Origin of the sequence: Methylosinus sp. sav-2 (assembly GCF_004366495.1) — a bacterium.
In the GTDB taxonomy this organism is placed as follows: domain Bacteria; phylum Pseudomonadota; class Alphaproteobacteria; order Rhizobiales; family Beijerinckiaceae; genus Methylosinus.
In genome coordinates this window covers 163,564-180,416 of the sequence record NZ_SOEJ01000008.1, presented here as the reverse complement: position 1 = coordinate 180,416, position 16,853 = coordinate 163,564, and the positions used below count along the sequence as shown (strand labels likewise).

General features: G+C 62.9%; 15 protein-coding genes. 4 read left to right on the top strand and 11 right to left on the bottom strand.

Annotation, left to right across the window (positions count from 1 at the left end):
* Window positions 1-206: hypothetical protein (locus EDE12_RS22115; RefSeq protein WP_208326066.1), on the top strand; the 206-nt coding region annotated here is incomplete at its 5' end.
* 247 nt (window positions 207-453) lie between these two features.
* A complete protein-coding gene (locus EDE12_RS14765) occupies window positions 454-2,487 on the top strand; it encodes a M23 family metallopeptidase (RefSeq protein ID WP_026598225.1) in 2,034 nt (677 codons plus the stop codon).
* Window positions 2,488-2,681: 194 nt separating this feature from the next.
* On the opposite strand, the gene EDE12_RS14760 is transcribed toward EDE12_RS14765, so the two are convergent.
* Both EDE12_RS14760 and EDE12_RS14755 read right to left on the bottom strand, forming a co-directional pair.
* On the bottom strand, window positions 2,682-3,236 hold the full coding sequence (locus EDE12_RS14760) for a hypothetical protein (protein WP_026598224.1): 555 nt from the start codon (window positions 3,234-3,236) through the stop codon (window positions 2,682-2,684).
* A gap of 112 nt (window positions 3,237-3,348) precedes the next feature.
* Window positions 3,349-3,594: a hypothetical protein gene (locus EDE12_RS14755; protein ID WP_024879520.1), complete on the bottom strand. Its 246-nt coding sequence runs from the start codon at window positions 3,592-3,594 to the stop codon at window positions 3,349-3,351.
* A gap of 152 nt (window positions 3,595-3,746) precedes the next feature.
* On the opposite strand from EDE12_RS14755, the gene EDE12_RS14750 reads away from it, so the two are divergent.
* Window positions 3,747-4,778, top strand: a complete 1,032-nt coding sequence (locus tag EDE12_RS14750; RefSeq protein WP_026598223.1) for an AI-2E family transporter — start codon at window positions 3,747-3,749, stop codon at window positions 4,776-4,778.
* 3 nt (window positions 4,779-4,781) lie between these two features.
* Here EDE12_RS14750 and EDE12_RS14745 read toward each other — a convergent pair whose 3' ends face one another.
* From EDE12_RS14745 to amoC, 9 genes are all read right to left on the bottom strand, one after another.
* Window positions 4,782-5,114: a hypothetical protein gene (locus EDE12_RS14745; protein ID WP_134188141.1), complete on the bottom strand. Its 333-nt coding sequence runs from the start codon at window positions 5,112-5,114 to the stop codon at window positions 4,782-4,784.
* Window positions 5,115-5,207: 93 nt separating this feature from the next.
* Window positions 5,208-6,023: a tRNA glutamyl-Q(34) synthetase GluQRS gene (gluQRS, locus tag EDE12_RS14740; protein WP_026598221.1), complete on the bottom strand. Its 816-nt coding sequence runs from the start codon at window positions 6,021-6,023 to the stop codon at window positions 5,208-5,210.
* 13 nt (window positions 6,024-6,036) lie between these two features.
* The gene (cmk, locus tag EDE12_RS14735; RefSeq protein WP_024879516.1) at window positions 6,037-6,693 is read right to left on the bottom strand and encodes a (d)CMP kinase; all 657 of its coding nucleotides are present in this window, start codon (window positions 6,691-6,693) and stop codon (window positions 6,037-6,039) included.
* Window positions 6,686-8,029, bottom strand: a complete 1,344-nt coding sequence (gene aroA / locus EDE12_RS14730) for a 3-phosphoshikimate 1-carboxyvinyltransferase (protein WP_026598220.1) — start codon at window positions 8,027-8,029, stop codon at window positions 6,686-6,688. Before aroA ends, cmk begins: the two co-directional genes overlap by 8 nt.
* A gap of 954 nt (window positions 8,030-8,983) precedes the next feature.
* Window positions 8,984-9,706, bottom strand: coding sequence for a hypothetical protein (locus tag EDE12_RS14725; protein WP_134188140.1), 723 nt, complete (start codon window positions 9,704-9,706; stop codon window positions 8,984-8,986).
* Window positions 9,707-10,719: 1,013 nt separating this feature from the next.
* A complete protein-coding gene (locus EDE12_RS14720; RefSeq protein ID WP_036290329.1) occupies window positions 10,720-11,211 on the bottom strand; it encodes a hypothetical protein in 492 nt (163 codons plus the stop codon).
* 332 nt (window positions 11,212-11,543) lie between these two features.
* Window positions 11,544-12,830: a bacterial ammonia monooxygenase, subunit AmoB gene (gene amoB, locus EDE12_RS14715; RefSeq protein ID WP_051592383.1), complete on the bottom strand. Its 1,287-nt coding sequence runs from the start codon at window positions 12,828-12,830 to the stop codon at window positions 11,544-11,546.
* A gap of 149 nt (window positions 12,831-12,979) precedes the next feature.
* Window positions 12,980-13,750 (bottom strand): bacterial ammonia monooxygenase, subunit AmoA, encoded by a 771-nt coding sequence (amoA, locus tag EDE12_RS14710; RefSeq protein ID WP_024879511.1) that lies wholly within the window; start codon window positions 13,748-13,750, stop codon window positions 12,980-12,982.
* 139 nt (window positions 13,751-13,889) lie between these two features.
* Complete coding sequence (amoC, locus tag EDE12_RS14705; RefSeq protein WP_024879510.1) at window positions 13,890-14,666, bottom strand: bacterial ammonia monooxygenase, subunit AmoC; 777 nt, start codon at window positions 14,664-14,666, stop codon at window positions 13,890-13,892.
* Between the two features lie 796 nt (window positions 14,667-15,462).
* Here amoC and EDE12_RS14700 point away from each other — a divergent pair.
* Window positions 15,463-16,800 carry a hypothetical protein gene (locus EDE12_RS14700; protein WP_026598218.1) on the top strand — a complete coding sequence of 446 codons (1,338 nt, stop codon included), beginning with the start codon at window positions 15,463-15,465 and terminating at the stop codon, window positions 16,798-16,800.
* Window positions 16,801-16,853: the final 53 nt, after the last annotated feature.

Below are 16,853 nucleotides of genomic sequence, written 5' to 3'. Positions count from 1 at the left end.
AGATGAAGGACATCCGCAAGGACATCCGCCGTCCACGTTTCTCTTTCTTCCGATTCGATTGTCAAACAGCAGTCGACCACGCCGAGGCCGAAGCCTCAATTCCAGAGACGTTTCTTCGTCCCGACGAACCAGCCGGGTGGCTGAACTCCGCTAAAGACGAAGAAACGACTTCGTTCGCCGCTCGTTGGCAGCGCCGCCGTCGATGAATGCCTTATAGGACTACCCCCTCCGGACTGTCAACGACCGTTTTGGAGATTTTTCACGAAACCGTCGTCGAGATCGTCAACCCTCGGGTTTCCAGGGGTTTCGGCGGTGGATAACTTCAGCGCCGCAATTGAGCCATAATGCGCAGGCTTCGTTTTGCGATCCTGGGAGCCATTCCCGGGCCCGTCCATCGAAGCGCCCCGCGTCTCAGTCGTTTATCGCAACCGAAAACGGATCGGCCGCCCCTTTATGCCCCTCGATGCGAATAGGCGCCTCGTTTCTGCTCTGGCGGAGGTCGACTGGACCGACATCGGCGATCAGCCGGCCATAGAGGCCGACGGCCAGCGCCACTCCCCTCTCGACCGTCGGCGCGTCTCCATTCGTTGGCTCGCCGGCACTGTGCTCACCGGCCTGTCCGGGGCGCTGCTCATCAGCTCGGCGGCCTATACGGCGCTCGATCATCAGTCGCGCTTCGCCGAGGCGCCGACGCGGGCGCAGCTCGGCCACAAGGATGAGAAGGACAGTCAGGTCGTCAATCCCAAGAAGGGCGACCGCATCGTCCGCTCGGTGGACATTGTCGCCGCCAAGCAGACCTTCAAGACCACGACCACCTCCCGCGCGGGCGAGAAGGAGGTGATGCGCACGCGCGCCTACACGCATGTGGCGACGACGCTGACGCTCGCGCCGACCAGCTTCGCGGAGGAGGTTCCCGCTTTCAATCCGCTCAAGCTGCTGGCGGATTCGCGCAACGCCGCCGATAGCGCAGCCGAGCCGGACATTGCGCCGGACGACGCCGAGGTCTCCTTCGTCACCCGGGATTTCGCCACCGGGGAGCCGGAACGGCAGAGCGCCGCGCTTTCGCTCGAGGAATGTCAGGCGCAGGTCGCCGAGCAGGCCAAATCGCAGCTCGCCTCGGGCGCCAAGCCCGCCCTGCCCCTGCCCGGCCAATTGCTGCTGTCGCGCACCAGCCGCGCCTCGCTCGATCCGCAGGCGCTCGCCTATGCGGCGGCGGGAACGCCCTCCGTCACGGCGCCCTTTTCGGCGATCGAGGTGCGCATGGTGCCGGAGAATGTGACCTTGGCGCCGCGCTCGGCCGGGCCGCAGCCGACGCAGATGGACGAGAAGCTCATCGTGCTCCGCCGCGGCGAGACTCTGGTCGACGCGCTTCTCGCCAATGGCGTGCCCAAGGCCAGCATCGGCGCGGTGGCTGCGGCTTTCGGGGCCAAGCGCGTCGAGACGGCGGCCCGCGAGGGCCAGAAAGTCAAGCTGCTCTTCGCGGATTTCGACGGCTCGGGCGCCAATCTCCAGCTCGCGCGCATCTCGATCTACACGGATGATCGGCTGGAGACGATGGTCGCGGCGACCGATCGCGGAACCTTCCTGCAGGTGACGGCCCCCTCCAATTTGGCCAAGGTCGGGCGACGCGGCTCCGCCGGCATAGAGGAGGACGGCGGCGACGGCGACGATGATCCCGGCGGCATGCGCCTCTATGATTCGCTCTACGAAACCGCGTTGAAGCAGGACGTTCCACGGCCGATCATCAATGATCTCGTGCGCATATTCGCCAATGATCTCGATCTGCAGCGCGGCGTGAACGGCGGCGATTCGCTCGATGTCCTCTATGACGAGAATGAGGAAGGCTCCGGACGCGAGGCGCTGCTCTACGCCTCCATCACGACGCGCAACGAGACCTTTCGCTATTACCGCTATCAGACGACCGACGACGGCCTCGTCGACTATTATGACGAGAACGGCCGCTCGAGCCGCAAATTCCTGGTGCGCAAGCCGATCGCCGCGGGCGAGACACGCTCCGGCTTCGGCATGCGCCGCCATCCGATCCTCGGCTATTACAAGATGCATACGGGCGTCGATTGGGCGGCGCCCATCGGCACGCCCATTCTCGCGGCGGGCAATGGCGTCGTGGTGGAGGCCGGCTGGCACAGCGGCTACGGCCGCCGCGTCGAGATCCAGCACGCCAATGGCTATTCGACCGCCTATAATCACATGTCCGGCTTCGCGCGCGGCATTCGCGAGGGGCTGCGCATAAAGCAGGGTCAGATCGTCGGATTTTTGGGCTCGTCCGGCCTCTCGACCGGCCCGCATCTCCATTACGAGGTCATGGTCAACGGCCATTTCGTCGATCCGATGCGCGTGAAGCTGGCGCGCACGCGCGAGTTCGACGGTCGGCTGCTCGCCGATTTCAAGCGCGAGCGCGACCGTATCGATCAGCTGATGGCCAAGGCGCCGAACAATCCTCATGTCGCCACGCGACAGGGGCGCTGAGGCCAGGGCGATCGGGTGAAGTCCAATCCTCCCCCTCATGCTGAGGAGCGCCCGAAGGGCGCGTCTCGAAGCGCGAGGGGGAGCTCCAGATGGCCGCGCATGAAGGTTTCCTCGTCCTTCGAGACGCCGCTTCGCGGCTCCTCAGGATGAGGAAACCTTCAACCCATCGCCCTTGGCGCTGAGGCCCCGAGGTCTCACGCCGAGGCCTCGCCGCCGCGTCGCCAAAAGGCGGCGGCCAGCGCGCCGAGGACAATGACCGCCAAAATCAGGAACAGCGCCGATTGCTTGAACCAGGCAATGGCAGGCACGGCGACCGCCATAGCGAGGCCGAGCACGGCGATGTCGAAGGAAACCTGAATACCGGCGACGAATGTGCCGAGCGCCAGCAGCAGCAGCAGAGCGAGCCCGGTCGCCGGCGCATTGAGGAAGCTGTTCACGCTCGGCCAGAGCACGATGTTCATGGCGACGAGAAACGCCGCCCAATGCAGCGCCTGCGTGCGCGCGAGTATAAAGCGCGCCTGGCGATCCGGAGCCTGGCGCCAGCCTATGGCGACGCAGGCGACGCCGATCGCGACGCCCAGAAACTCCCAATAGCCATAGAGCGGCTGCTGGGCGAGGCTCGTATAGGCGACGCCGAAAATCGCCAGACCGAGCACGATGAGATAGGGCGCCTTGCGCTTCAGCCAGGCGCCCGCCCGCGCCGCGACGGCTTGCTCTCCGAATTCCGGCGCGACGCTATAGTCGTTCATCTTTGTCCCCTGCCTTTGAAGGCATGGCCGCCGAAGGCGGACATGCGCACCCCTGCCCTTGAAGGCATGCCGCCCAAAGGCGGACATGCACGCTCGAATGGGTTCTATCGCGTCAACGCACGGGAACGCGGACACGCCGGCGGAACAGGCTGCGATGCGTCACCGGACCGCGCACATGGCTGCGCGGACGCTGCACGCGCGGCGTATGGGACGGGCGCACGAACTGCCGCTCCTGCGCCTCGGCTTCGGACGGCGCGACGACGGCGGCGAGCGGCGCAGCGACCAGCGCCGCCAGAAGGCCAGCGGCGAAAGCGCGGCGGGAGAAATTTTCGTCCTTGTTTTCCTCTGTGGTCGACATCTCATCTCTCCAATTCGTCCGAAAACGCTCGCGGAGAATTAGCGCTCGGCGCGCTTTCGACAATCGCGGGGCGTTTTCCAAAGACGGCGGCGCTCTACCTTTTCTCGCGAGCGCATGGCGCGATGGATGGGCGCGAATGAACGGGGGCGGCGATGGGAGAGCGAGCGGCCGACACGGCGGCGGTCATCGTCATCGCATTCGTGATGCTAGCGGCCTTCTCGATCGGCCAATCCGTGCTGGAGCCGGTCGTCTTCGCGCTCTTCATCATCGCGCTCATCTGGCCATTGCAGCAATGGCTGCAGAAGATGACGCCGCGGCCGGTGGCGCTCACTTTCAGCATTCTCATCGCGCTTGGCGTCATGATCGCTCTGTCCTCGCTGATCGTGTGGAGCGGCGGCGAGATCGTCGATTGGTTCATCCGCAATATCGAGCGCGTGAAGGCCGCCTTCGAGAACGCGACAAAATGGCTGGAGGCGCATGATATTTTCGTGGCCTCGCTGGTCACCGAGCATTTCAACGCCGCCTGGGTGCTGGCGCTGCTGCGGGCGGCGGCGACCCGCGTCAACATATTCGTCGGCTTCGCGCTGGTGGTGCTGATCTATGTGATCATGGGCCTCGCCGAAGCCGGCGGATTCGAGAAGAAGCTCGCCGCCTCCCGCAGCGAGGCGACGGCGCGCTCGCTGCTGCAAGCCGGCGCGAACATCGCCACAAAGCTGCGCCGCTACATGCTGGTGCGCACAGTGGCGAGCCTCGCCACCGGCGCGGTCGTCTTCCTCTTCGCTCTGGCGATCGGCCTCGATCTCGCCGCGGCCTGGGGCGTGCTGACCTTCGCCTTGAATTATTTGCCCTATATCGGCCCGGCCGTGGCGACCCTGCTGCCCGCGCTCTTCGCCTATGCGCAATTCGACTCGGGCCAGATGGCGCTTCTCGTGCTCGGCGTGCTGGCGTTTGTTCAGCTCGTCATCGGCAGCGGGCTGGAGCCGGCGTTCTCCGGCTCGGCGCTGGCCATGTCGCCGACGGTCGTCGTCTTCTCCGTCCTGCTATGGACCTTTCTCTGGGGCCTGCCGGGCGCCTTCATCGGCGTGCCGATCGCCATCGCCTTTCTGACGCTCTGCGATCAATTCCCGTCGAGCCGCTGGGTCGCGGCGCTGCTCTCCGACAAAGGGCCGCGCGACGAGGGCTGAGCCTCAATCGACCACGGGCTGCGGCGGAAAGGGGAAATCGGCGAAGCCCTGCTCGACCGAGGCGCGCCGCAGCTGCGTGAGGCTGTCCTGCGCCTCCTTCTGCGTATCGAAGCCCGGGCAGGTCAGCGGCCCGAAGCGGAAGCGATGCGAAGCCTCGAGACTCTGGCGATAGGCGGTCACCGTGGCGCCGTCCCAAAAATCGGCCTCGCGCACCTGATCGTGAACGACGACCTTGGTCCCGCCCAATAGGCCATGGGTGAAGCAATAGCCGTAATTGGCATGGGCGGCGGAGGTCGTGGCCGCCAGGGCGGCCAGGACGGCGAGCAATGTCCTCACGGGATGTTCCTTCGCGGAAAGGCGGGAGATTTAAACTCGAGCAAACATGCATGATTTGATCCGGGACGACAAGCGCCGCATCCGCCCCGACCGTCACGGCAGATCGAGCATGGCCCGCACATCGGCCGGCGTCGCGCCCTCGGCCCGCAAATCCCGCAGCGGCTTGGAGAGCCGGCTCTTGGCGAGCTTGCGGCCGTCCTCGTCCAGCACCAGCGCGTGATGGCGGTAGGCCGGCGCCGGCAGGCCGAGCAATTCCTGCAGCAGCCGATGAATCCGGGTCGCCTCATAGAGGTCCCTGCCCCGCACCACATCGGTCACGCCCTGCAACGCATCATCGATGGTGACGGCGATGTGATAGCTCGTTCCAATGTCCTTGCGCGCCAGCACGACATCGCCCCACTCCTGCGGCGCGGCGACGATCTCCTTGCCATGCTCGAACCAGGAGACCTCGCCGCCGACGAGCGCCACGGCTTTCGCCATGTCGAGCCGCAGATTGGCGCCGGCGCGCGCGAGCCTCTTGCCGCGGCAGGTTCCAGGATAGAGCGGCGCGCCGTCGAGATCGCGCGCGCCGCTCGCGCCGGCGATATCGGCGCGCGAGCAGACGCAAGGATAGAGCAGATCCAGCGCGTCGAGCTCGGCGAGCGCCGCGGCGTAGTCGTCCAAATGCTCGGATTGGCGGCGGACCGGCTCCTCCCAGGAAAGGCCGAGCCAGGCCAGATCCTCATAGATCGCGGCCTCGAACTCCGGCCGCGCCCGCCCCTGGTCGATATCCTCTATCCGCAGCAGGAAGCGGCCGCCCTCGCGCTGCGCGAGATCGAAATCGAGCAGCGCCGAATAGGCGTGGCCGAGATGCAGATAGCCATTGGGCGACGGCGCGAAACGAAAAATTTTTCTCGCATCCTCGCTCATTGCGCCGCCTCGCTCAGCCGACCTTTCCGACGAGCTCCGCCTTCTCCCGCACAATGTCGCGCGCGGCGGCGAAGGCCGCCTCTATGTCGAGATCGGTGGTGTCGAGCCGCGTGGCGTCATCGGCGATTTTCAACGGCGCCGAGCTGCGGCCGCTGTCGCGCTCGTCGCGCCGGCGGATATCCTCTAGAATATGCGCATAATCGACGCGCTCGCCGCGTGAGGCGAGCTCCAGCGCGCGGCGCTGCGCGCGCTTCTCGGCGCTGGCGGTGACGAAGATCTTCACCACGGCGTCGGGACAGATCACCGTGCCTATGTCGCGCCCGTCCAGCACCGCGCCTTCCGAGCGCGAGGCGAAGCTGCGCTGCATCTCGATGAGCGCCGCGCGCACCTGCGGAATGGCGGCGACGACGGAGGAGGCCTCGCCCAATTCGCGCGAGCGCAGCCGCGCCTCGTCGAAATCGCAGAGCGCGAGGCCGCGCGCCGCCTCCACAGCGGCGCGAATATCGTCGAGCGCGCGTCCATCGTCGAGCAGCGCGCAGGCGGTGGCGCGATAGAGCAGGCCGGTGTCGAGATGCGGCAGGCCGAAATGCGCCGCGAGCCGGCGCGCCAGCGTGCCCTTCCCCGAGGCCGCCGGCCCGTCTATGGCGATGACAAGTCCCCGTTCAGGCAAAGCGAGCCCCCAGCCCTTCCATCAGGGCGCGAAAATTCGGAAAGCTCGTGGCGATCATGCGATCGTCGTCCACCACCGCAGGCGCGTCGGCGCCGAGCCCCATGACGAGAAAGCTCATGGCGATGCGATGGTCGAGATGCGTCTCGACATTTCCCCCGCCTTTCACGCGGCCAGCCCCGCCGCGCACGATGAGATCGTCGCCGACGATCTCGCAATCGACGCCATTGGCCTTCAGCCCCGCGGCGATCGCCTCGAGACGATCGGACTCCTTCACCCGCAGCTCGGAGAGCCCGCGCATGCGCGTCTCGCCCTCGGCGAAAGCGGCGGCCACCGCCAGGATCGGATATTCGTCGATCATCGACGGCGCGCGCGCCGCCGGCACATCCACGCCGGTGAGGCGCGAGGCGGCGACGCGAATATCGGCGACCTCCTCGCCGCCCTCCTCTCGGACGTTTTCGAGCGCGATTTTCGCGCCCATCTCGGCGAGCGTGGTGAGGAGGCCGCAGCGCAGCGGATTGGTCATCACCCCTTCGACCACGATCTCCGAGCCCTCGGCGATCAGCGCCGCGACAATGGGGAAAGCCGCGGAGGACGGATCGGCCGGCACGCGCACCAGGCTCGGGCGCAGCTCGGGCCTTCCCTCCAGCGTCACCTTGCGCCCATGCTCGCCATAAGGCTCGCTGACGACGCGGGCGCCGAAATGGATCAGCATTTTTTCCGTATGGTCGCGCGAGGCCTCGGTCTCGATGACCACAGTGCGGCCCGGCGAATTCAGCCCGGCCAGCAGCACGGCGGATTTGATCTGCGCCGAGGCCACCGGCGTCTTATATTCGATCGGCAGAGGCTCAGCGGTTCCCTGCAGCAGAATGGGGCAGCGCCCGCCCTCCGCCTGCTCCAGCACGCGGGCGCCCTGCAGGACCAGCGGATCGAGAATGCGGCGCATCGGCCGCTTGCGCAGCGAGGCGTCGCCATCGAAACGCGCGGTGATCGGATGGCCGCCGACGACGCCCATCATCAGCCGCGAGCCGGTGCCGGCATTGCCGAAATCCAGCGTCTCGCGCGGCTCCAGCAGCGAGCCGAGGCCCGGCCCGCGCACGCTCCAGCTACCCGGCCCGAGCCGCTCGATGCGCGCGCCGAGCTTGCGACAGGCTTCGCCGGTGCGCAGAACATCGTCGCCCTCGAGCAGCCCCTCGACCCGCGTCTCGCCCACCGCCAGCGTCCCGAGGATCAGCGAGCGATGCGAGACGGATTTATCGCCGGGCGGGCGGCAGCGTCCGGAGAGCCGCGCGCGCAAAGCGCTGAGCGGCGAGGGGGAATGTTCGGCGTCGGTGTGCAATCTGGCTCGATCTCCGGCCGCGGCGCCGTTTCCCATGGCCCGCGCGGCATCGGCATATACAACGCGCGCCGCCGCGTCACAAATGCCGCGGGCGGGCGATAGCGCGGGAGGTCGCGAGCCGCCGGCTTAGGGTTCCGAATTCGGGCTGAGGGGCAGACGTCGTTCCAGCGTCATGGCCGGGCGTGAGGACGAGTAAGGCGCGCCGCGAGGACAATCAGCGCGGAGAGTGTCCCCCGCGCCTTTGCGGCGGGGGACGCGCCCTGCTCGGCCTTTCAGCTTAGTTTTTCTTTTGATTGTCGGTGGTTCGCCCATGAATGAGATAGGCTATAGCCCCGATAACACCTGCGGCCCCGGCAAGAACAGGCCCGAGAGCCTGCAAAAGCGAGGTTATGTCTTCGGCGGTTTGGTGATCGAGCGACACAGAACCCTCCTTTCAGCAAAAATTTGCCGGTGAAGGGCTGTGCTTTTAGAGGGACAAATTATTGTTGATCGTCGTTAACGGGGTGTCAACAACTATCCTTTTCCCGATGGTAAAGTTCTCGAGCCATGATGAGGGCGTCTTCAGCGCGAGACCCCCTGACGACGTTCGACGCAGGAGTGCAACGATTTCCGTTCGTTCGAAAGCCCACCAAGAAGCGGGCCTTCCGAGTTCCATGTGTGCATTTAAACGCTACGCCGTTTGCAGAACCGAGCTTAAGAACGGCGTGGGTTTCGGCTTCTCGCGTTCGATGCGGAGCCCGCATGAAAGAATCCCGTCGCCTTGGCCGATCAAAAGCGTTGGCCGATCGTGCGACGGGGACCGTGGAGCGAACCGAGAGTTTTCCATCATGAAACTCTTTCGTTGACGCGGACTTTCCCGCGCCTGCCGTTGTCCCACGCCCACCAAGACCCGCAACTTCCGCCCAATTTGCCATAATTAAGCCTCCGCATCACGGTTCGTCTTTAGCTAAAGATTTACTGACCATACCGACGGCTGTCAGAACGCAAAATACGCGCGATAACAAATTTCGTCGCCTGCTCGTCACAAAATATGCCGCCGCTAATCCAAACACTAGAATATACGAACTTAAATATACTAATGTTTTCAGAAGTTTTTTCAATGAACCTGGAGACTAAATTTTCTTCCGCGCTTTCGGCTGATTTCGAAGATCCAGACCAAATACCTGCGGAGTTGAGTGCAATCGTTAGATTGCGATACTGCCTGACAGATCCAAACGGCGCACCATCAGCCGACAGCCGGACAGGCTTCGAATCATGATCTTGCTCAAATACTATTATATTTTTGCCGAGCACATTCAGAAGCTTGACTTTTTTAATTCTGCTATATTCGGTAAAATCACTAGTGTATTTCGCCACCATATGATTTTCGCCTAATATCTTACAATAGCAAACGCATATTCCGCGCTGACTACCGACATATACAGTTCTTCTGCCAAGAATCCGAACGCTAAGCGCGTATACGACAAAAAATCCCACAACAACAACCGCACTCGGCCCGACCGGAGGCACTCTACCGCTCATCAAATCTTGGATGTTTAAAAAGCCTATAAAACAAACTGGAATGATAGCAAGCGAAATTATTCTATTTAACGCCAGAAGTTCCGCACTTGCCCGTACCGCCCAAATAGCATCGAACTCTGAGCCAGTTTTCGATTCAATACTATTCATCTGATTCACCTGAATCTCCGCAGCATTGAATCAGGGGCTCCCAAATTGGTTGAAGCATCGCCTTCAGGTGCGCAGGAAACTCATCAAGCTTCGTTTCTTCTTCGAGGCAAGCCTTGAGGAGCTTTTTGTCGACCGCCTTATTTTAAATAAGGGCTTTCATCAGAGCGCAAACGGGGACTGTCGCCGCAATGGCGGCTCCCGTGACGAGGCCGATGATTTGCTGGTCGGAGAGGTTCTTCGTATGATCCGTCATCTATTCCTCGGATTTCGCCGTTTGTCCAGAAAATAGACTTTGAAAAGCCTCCATCAGGCCTGTTTCAAGCTGAAAAGTTATAGCCTTCAACATGCGTCGTCAAGCGCGCAACCGAGTGGAGGCCATTATGCAGATGTTCTGCGAAATGCACAAATCAAGACTTTTGCACGGTCGCCGCACACCCAAATTTTCAATGGGTTGGATCATGCAAAAGATACGCGCAAAAGTCGAGCGTCGCTTCGGTCCAAAGTCGCCCAGCTTCCGCGAATACTCACTATAACTCATAACCGAAACCCCGCCCACCGGAACAGCGCCCCTTGACACATCCTGAAAATATTCCTATATCCGTCCCACCTCCGCCCATTAAGGGCGCGTTTCTCGGGTCAGGGAGCGCGGGCGGGGGGCGGCTCCATCCGGGATGGCGACCCCCATCCATGGACAGGCAGCGCGTCGCCGGACGGCGTTCTTCTCCCGTCCATAGGGAGAAAAAAGAACCGCTCCGTGATCCAAGGCCGTCGGACTCGATCGCGTCTTGATCGAGAAATCCCAGGATTCGCGGGTTCGACCAAGCCTCAGGATGTCGACGAGAACGACAACCGCGTTTCGGGACGCTCCGGCCCCGGATGATTTCCTCGCGCACCGGCCGAAGGGGCCGGAGCGTCCCGAACCGCCCTTCCCTCCCCGCCGCCGCGAGGCGCCGGGGCGCGCCCGCGCGGGCTGAATTTGTTCCTAGCAGCCTGCGCCCGCGTCCGAAAGCCGAGGGCGCTCGTCAGAGCCCGGCCTTCGACCCTTCTCCGGCGTCGCTCGGCGCGCCGGCTTCGGTCGGGCCGCCTTGGGTCAGACGGTCGCGCCAGCGCGCCGCGAAAGCGTCGAAAGACGCGGAATCGGCGAAGATCACATCGACATGCCACTCCACTGTCTCGACGCCCTCCTCCCACAGCCGGCTCTCCGGGCGCCAATGAAAGGACGGCCAGGCCGGGTTGCGATAGGCGGGACTCGCCGGATAATCCGGCGGATGCAGCGAGGGACGGCCGAGCAGATCGATCAGCCATTGCATGATCTCGGGCAGAAAGGTGCAGCCGAAAGAGACGCCATGGCGATGAACGCGATGCACGTCGCGCAAAATACTCTGCTGAATCAAAGCCAGAGCCGGCGGCTGATCGGTCGCGCGAAACTCTCGGAGCACGAGAAGCCGAAAGCCGCGCTCCAACATTTGCGCCGGAACGGCGCGGACGTCCCCGGCCTGCTCGTGCTCGTACATCGCACCCCTGCTCGCTCGCCCGGCGGAGGCCGGGATGCGCTCTCCGCACGCAAGCCCCATGCCCCGATACGAGGCGCCCCTCCCCCTCATGCTGAGGAGCCCGCAAAGCGGGCGTCTCGAAGCACGAGGGGGAGCTCCAGACGGCAGCGCATGAAGGTTCCCTCGTCCTTCGAGACGCCGCTTCGCGGCTCCTCAGGATGAGGAAACCTTCACCCCATCGCCCTGGAGCGGCGGGCAAAAAAAAGGCCCGCCCGGACGAACCGGGCGGGGGAGGAAGTTTCACACCAACACGCGGAGAAGAGTGAAGAGAACCGCGTGAAGCTCTATTGCGCTCAGAGCGTGGCTCCGGCCGCGAAGCGCGGGATCACCGGGCCGCCGATCTCGACGCCGACGCGATTGCCCGACGGGCTGAAGAAGAACAGCAGGCCGCCGAACTGGCTGTCGGTGTCATAGGCGAGGTCCGACAGGCGCTCGATGTCGAAGCGGGCGTCCTGAACGATGATCGTGACGTCGCGCGTCTCGCCGGGCGCGATCGGCGTCTCGTCGCTGACGGCGAGGCCGCGATCGGCGAGCAGATATTCGGGGAACTGCGGCCGCGTGGTGAACACCGAGGGGTTGAGGAAACGCAGGCCCGCGGTGGTGAACTCGCCGATCTTCACCGGCTCGGTTCCGCTATTGGTGATGCGCAGCTTCACCGACAGCTCGCGGCCCGGCACAGTGTAGGAGCCGCCCTTGAACTGCGCGGTCACAGTGGCCGCCGGCAGAGCGATCGGATCGATGCCCTTGAGCAGGCCCGCCTGCATCGGCAGAGTGCGCGGGAAGGCGCTATTGGCCCAGGCGTAGCCGAACAGAACCGCCAGCAAGGTGGCCGCCAGCCACAGGCCGCCGATGCGCTTCTCGCGCACGGTGATGAGCTCATTGGCCTTGCCGGCCTTCACCCACCAATAGCGCACGATGAGGCCCTTGGTCATGAACCAGTAGAGGATCCAGACCGCCGCGGCCGCCATCCAGGCGAAATGATAGATGTAGGTCCAGGTGATGCCATAGGTCTCGAGATCGATGGTCGAGCCGTCGAGCAAAGTCACCGGATTGGTGAAATTCGCCATGTCGCCCTTGATGGTGATCCACTCGCCGGGGCCGACGATGGGTCCGCCGCCTTCGACGTTCATCTGCACATGGACGTGGAAACGCCCCTGCCGACGGGCTTTGAGCACGAGCTTATACTCATAGTCCTTGCCGACCTGCAGAGAGAAGGAGCGCGGCGCCGGCACGTCGCCGACATAAGCGCCCTTGCGAATGAGCACCGGGCCGGGCTCGCCGACGTTCAGAAAGGCGACATCCGGCTTGGCGACGGCCTGCGGCCAGCCGGAGAACACATGCACCTTGCCCGAGAGCACCATCTCTTCGTTGACGTTGACCTCGGTCTTCGACCATTTCACATCGTACCAGTTGAGCGTGCGCATGCGCAGAAAGGCCTGCTGCGAGCGTTCGCCATGCGCCGATGCGGGCGTCGCCGCCGGCAGAGTGGTGGCGGCGATCGCCGCGGCGAGGCCGAAGGCCAAGGCGCGCAGCGCCCCCGGCCTCACGCATCCCGCCAGTGTCGCGAGGAGCTTGTTCATCATTTCGATCGGTCTCCCTTATCCTTGTTTTCTCGGCCGCGCCGTCATTTGCGACGAGCCTCTTGAATCTTCTGCGACGTCTTGGATTTCTTGCGATATCTCGGCGAAGCGGGCCGCAGGTCCGCCTCGCGCTCGCGAATATTTGCGGATCAGATATCGTCGACCTCGATGTATTTGGTGTTCGTGAACCAGGTGCCGATCTTCCACCACAGGAAGTAGATCAGCATGGAAATGAAGGAGGAGAAGAAGGCCGCGACCGGAACGACGTCCTTGCCGAAGGTGCGCAGCGTGCCGCGCTCGACCATGCGGATATATTCCGGCGTGCCCGTGCGGACATAGTTGAAGCCGATGAGATCGGCGAGCGTCAGCAGCACGCCGTCGATCTCGGCGGACTGGTGATATTGCGCCAGCACCGGCCAGTTGATCGGATAGAACAAGAGGCCCCAGCCCATGGAGCCGACCAGCGCCGTCACCAGCCAGCTGCCCGACATCATCAGCACCACATCGAGCCAGAAGCCCATGGGGATCAGCGCCGACGGGAAGACCAGATTGATCGGGAAGAAGGTCCAGCCCCAGAAATTGTCGTAGCGATTGATCCATTCGCCGGTGAGCAGCGCGAGGCACGCGACCGTGGCGCCGATCGGCAGACGGAACTTCTGCCACAGGAAGGATTGCACCGCGGCGGCGAAGCACATTGCGACGATGGGCGCCACCGTCGGCCACATGCGGCGGTCCTTGAAGTCGATCCAGAAGTCCCAGTCGCCGGCGAGCAGCATATAGTGGATGTGGAAGGATCCGAGCACCACGGCGAATAGCACGACGAGGAGAATCCAATCGGTCAGCATCACGCAGCCGAGAAACTCCTCCTTCGATTTCCATGCCTTGCCGGCTGGAGCGCCGGCCTCTGTGGAAATGGACATTTCGTTCTTGCTCCTTGAGATTGTCGCCTCCCCGGCGCATCTGCGCCGGATATTTCTTTTGCTTGCTCCGCCTCCGCCGCGACCGCGCGCGAAACGCGGTCGCTTTGCCGAGGAGGAGAATGCGCGAGAGCGCGAAGGATCAGAGAGAGAGCGCGTCCTTCTCATATTCCTTGGAGAGCTCGATCACGCGATCGAGCACTTGGCAGGCGGTGCCGAAGACGGCGAGCGCGAACCAGCCGAAGAACACGAAGCCCCAATGCAGCGGCGCCGTGAACAGCTCTTCCATGAACCAGAAGGTGTGACCCCACTCGTTCAGGCCAATGTTCGGGAAGATCATGAACGGACCGGCAAAGAACAGCAGGAAGGGCAGCGAGATCTTGTTCGCGAATTGCGGAATGCGCGTGCGCGCATACATAAAGGCGCCCCAGCCAGCGATGATGTAGATCGGATAGCTGAGGTAGAACTCCAGAATATGGCTCGGCGTGAAGTCGGTGTCGCGAATGACCGTCTGATGCCAGGTGCCGTCCTGCTCGGTGAAGTAGGAAGCGCCCCAATAGACGGTGAAAGCGTAGATCGCGAGCCAGCCGATCAGCGTCAGCAGACGGCGCATCTCCTCGCGCGGCGTGACAGCGTCGATATTGCGGTCGCGCGTTTTCCAGAGATAGCCGCCGATGCCGCAGAAGGCGATGAATTCGAGCGGCAGCTCCGTCCACATGAGATTCAGCCAATAGGTCTGAAACTCGGGCGCGAAAGAATCGAGACCCGCTTTCCAGCCGAAATACTGCTCATAGATGCGGATCGTCACATAGAACACGAAGAGACAGATCATCGTCCAATATGCAGGCCAGTAATTGACGATGGTGTCGCTCTCCGCGGCTCGGACGGATCCGGCCGCTTTCTCCGTTGTCAGACTCATTGTCGGGTTCCTCCTCTTTAGAAGTCATCGGTTCGAAAACGGTCTCCCGCCGTTCCGAATGACGTTTCGTCTCCCCGTACCGCGGTCGCCGCGAAGGCCATCCCAGCAGCCTCGCGACGCCGCGCGCGACGTTCGGCGCATGCGGCGGACGCCGGAACTATTTCGGCGCCGCGCCTCTTTGCAGTAGAGCCCGAAAGCTCTTTGCATGTCGGAGCCTATCATGCCGCGCTCGGCGCCTGTCAATTGATCATAAAGAATACATATGCGACATTATGCTGCATATACTGCAGTTAATACTTATATCGTGCGATAATATGATATTTGCATATTATACAAAATGAGACACTCGCGGATAATGTCACTTTTTACGCTGCACTTTTGAATGATACGAATTACAAAATATGAGATTATCCCGTATTATTAAGTACTGCGACATTGTGCCGCCTGCATATGCTTGTTGTGACTCGTGGCGTCTTGGCTCAAAAACAGAGCGTGCGCCGCCTTCGAGACGCGGCGTGGACCAATTTTAAAAAACGGGAGGAGAAAGCTCGAATGCTGCACAAGGTCGAAGAACTCAAATGGGTCGTGCTGTGGATCCTCGTCACGGTCTTCGTATTCGCGATCTTCATTCCGACGGTGAACAGAGCGCTCAATCTCTGATCCTGCGCGCTGCGCGCTCGCCGCACGCAAAGGTCGGCGCAGGCAGGAAAAATCCGCCTGCGCCGAAACGGCGGGAGGTTTCCGCGCCGAGCGAATTGGTCTATATCCGCCGCGGCTCGAAACCGTGGGCGGCGGGATGGATCATACTTTGACGACGACGACGATTCTCTATGACGACGACGAGATACGGGTCATCTGGGCTCCCGCCGATTCGAAAATCGTCTTGATCACTTTCGGCGATGCGATCACGCCGGCCAAGGATCATCGTTTTTTCGCCGATACGCCTTTGCGGAAATCGGGGACTTCGGCGATCGGCGTGATGGCCAAGCGCGCCAATTGGTATCCGTCCGAAAATCTCCGCAGAGCGTCGCAGATCATTTTGGAGACGATCGCGGACTATGAGACGCGTGTCGCCTATGGCGGCTCCATGGGCGGCTATGGCGCGGTGAAATTCTCGCGTCTTCTCGCCGCCACACATGTCATCGCAATGTGTCCGCAATGGTCGATCGATCGCGAGGAATGCGACGGCAGAGACCCCGGCTGGCAGCAGGACTTCATCCCCTTCATGCGCGGCATGGCGATCCGCGCCGCGGACGTCGCCGGCGATGTGTTCATATTCGCCGACTCCTATAATGCGATCGACGATTTTCACTGCCGAAAGATCGTGGAGAACTACCCCGACGCGCATTTCATCAAGGTGCCGAGAGTGGATCACCATGTGACCACTGTTTTCGCCGGCGCCGCCAATCTGCGCGCGCTCATCGACGGCGCGCTGACGCGCGATATGGCGGAGCTGCGCAGAATCGCACGTCAGATTCGCAAGAGCCATTGGCGCTGGCAGAGCCGCATTCTGCAATATGCGATGCGCCGCTTCCCGCGCCTCGCCGCCTCCTATCTCGCCGGCTCCGACAATCGCGAGCTGCTGCGCGAGAATTGGCGCTATTTCCCGCAGCTCATCAGCCATATCGCGGAGACGGCCGGCGCGCCGCGCGCGATCGCCTTCTATGAGGAACATGCGTCGCTGATCCCCGGCCCTGCGGAACAGCTGCTGATCGGCGCTTTTCTCACCAGCGTGACCGGCGCGCGCGTCGCCATTGCGACGACTCATGACTCGTCGTTGGTCTATGACGTCTCCGAGAACAGAGCGATTCACAAGGCCGGGCCGCTCGCGCCGTGGGAATTTCTGGTCGAGGCCGAATTCCACGGCGCCGAGGTCACGCTGCTCGCGACCATCGGCGGAACGAGGTTTCCACTGTCCGTGGCGGAGGATGGATCGCTCGCCTTCGCGAGCAAAGGGCGGCGGGAGGGCATGACCTTCGAGTTCCTTCACAATGAGGACGACGAATTCGCCATTCGCCACAACGCCAAATATCTCTCCGCCAATCCGGCGAGCTCGGTCGCCTGCGATCGCGACGGTCCTTACAAATGGGAGATGTTTCGCTTCCGGCCGTTCGGCGGGCCGAGCGCTCGGTAGAGCCGATTCGCGCGATCGAAGCGCGGCGTGCGGCGGCCCTCTCGGCGCTCCTC

What these genes read in the sequence shown, in the direction of transcription:
- EDE12_RS14765 (WP_026598225.1), top strand. Translation starts at nt 454, where the DNA reads ATGCCCCTCGATGCGAATAGGCGCCTCGTTTCTGCTCTGGCGGAGGTC.
- EDE12_RS14760 (WP_026598224.1), bottom strand. Translation starts at nt 3,236, where the DNA reads ATGAACGACTATAGCGTCGCGCCGGAATTCGGAGAGCAAGCCGTCGCG.
- EDE12_RS14755 (WP_024879520.1), bottom strand. Translation starts at nt 3,594, where the DNA reads ATGTCGACCACAGAGGAAAACAAGGACGAAAATTTCTCCCGCCGCGCT.
- EDE12_RS14750 (WP_026598223.1), top strand. Translation starts at nt 3,747, where the DNA reads ATGGGAGAGCGAGCGGCCGACACGGCGGCGGTCATCGTCATCGCATTC.
- gluQRS (WP_026598221.1), bottom strand. Translation starts at nt 6,023, where the DNA reads ATGAGCGAGGATGCGAGAAAAATTTTTCGTTTCGCGCCGTCGCCCAAT.
- EDE12_RS14720 (WP_036290329.1), bottom strand. Translation starts at nt 11,211, where the DNA reads ATGTACGAGCACGAGCAGGCCGGGGACGTCCGCGCCGTTCCGGCGCAA.
- amoB (WP_051592383.1), bottom strand. Translation starts at nt 12,830, where the DNA reads ATGAACAAGCTCCTCGCGACACTGGCGGGATGCGTGAGGCCGGGGGCG.
- amoA (WP_024879511.1), bottom strand. Translation starts at nt 13,750, where the DNA reads ATGTCCATTTCCACAGAGGCCGGCGCTCCAGCCGGCAAGGCATGGAAA.
- amoC (WP_024879510.1), bottom strand. Translation starts at nt 14,666, where the DNA reads ATGAGTCTGACAACGGAGAAAGCGGCCGGATCCGTCCGAGCCGCGGAG.
- EDE12_RS14700 (WP_026598218.1), top strand. Translation starts at nt 15,463, where the DNA reads ATGGATCATACTTTGACGACGACGACGATTCTCTATGACGACGACGAG.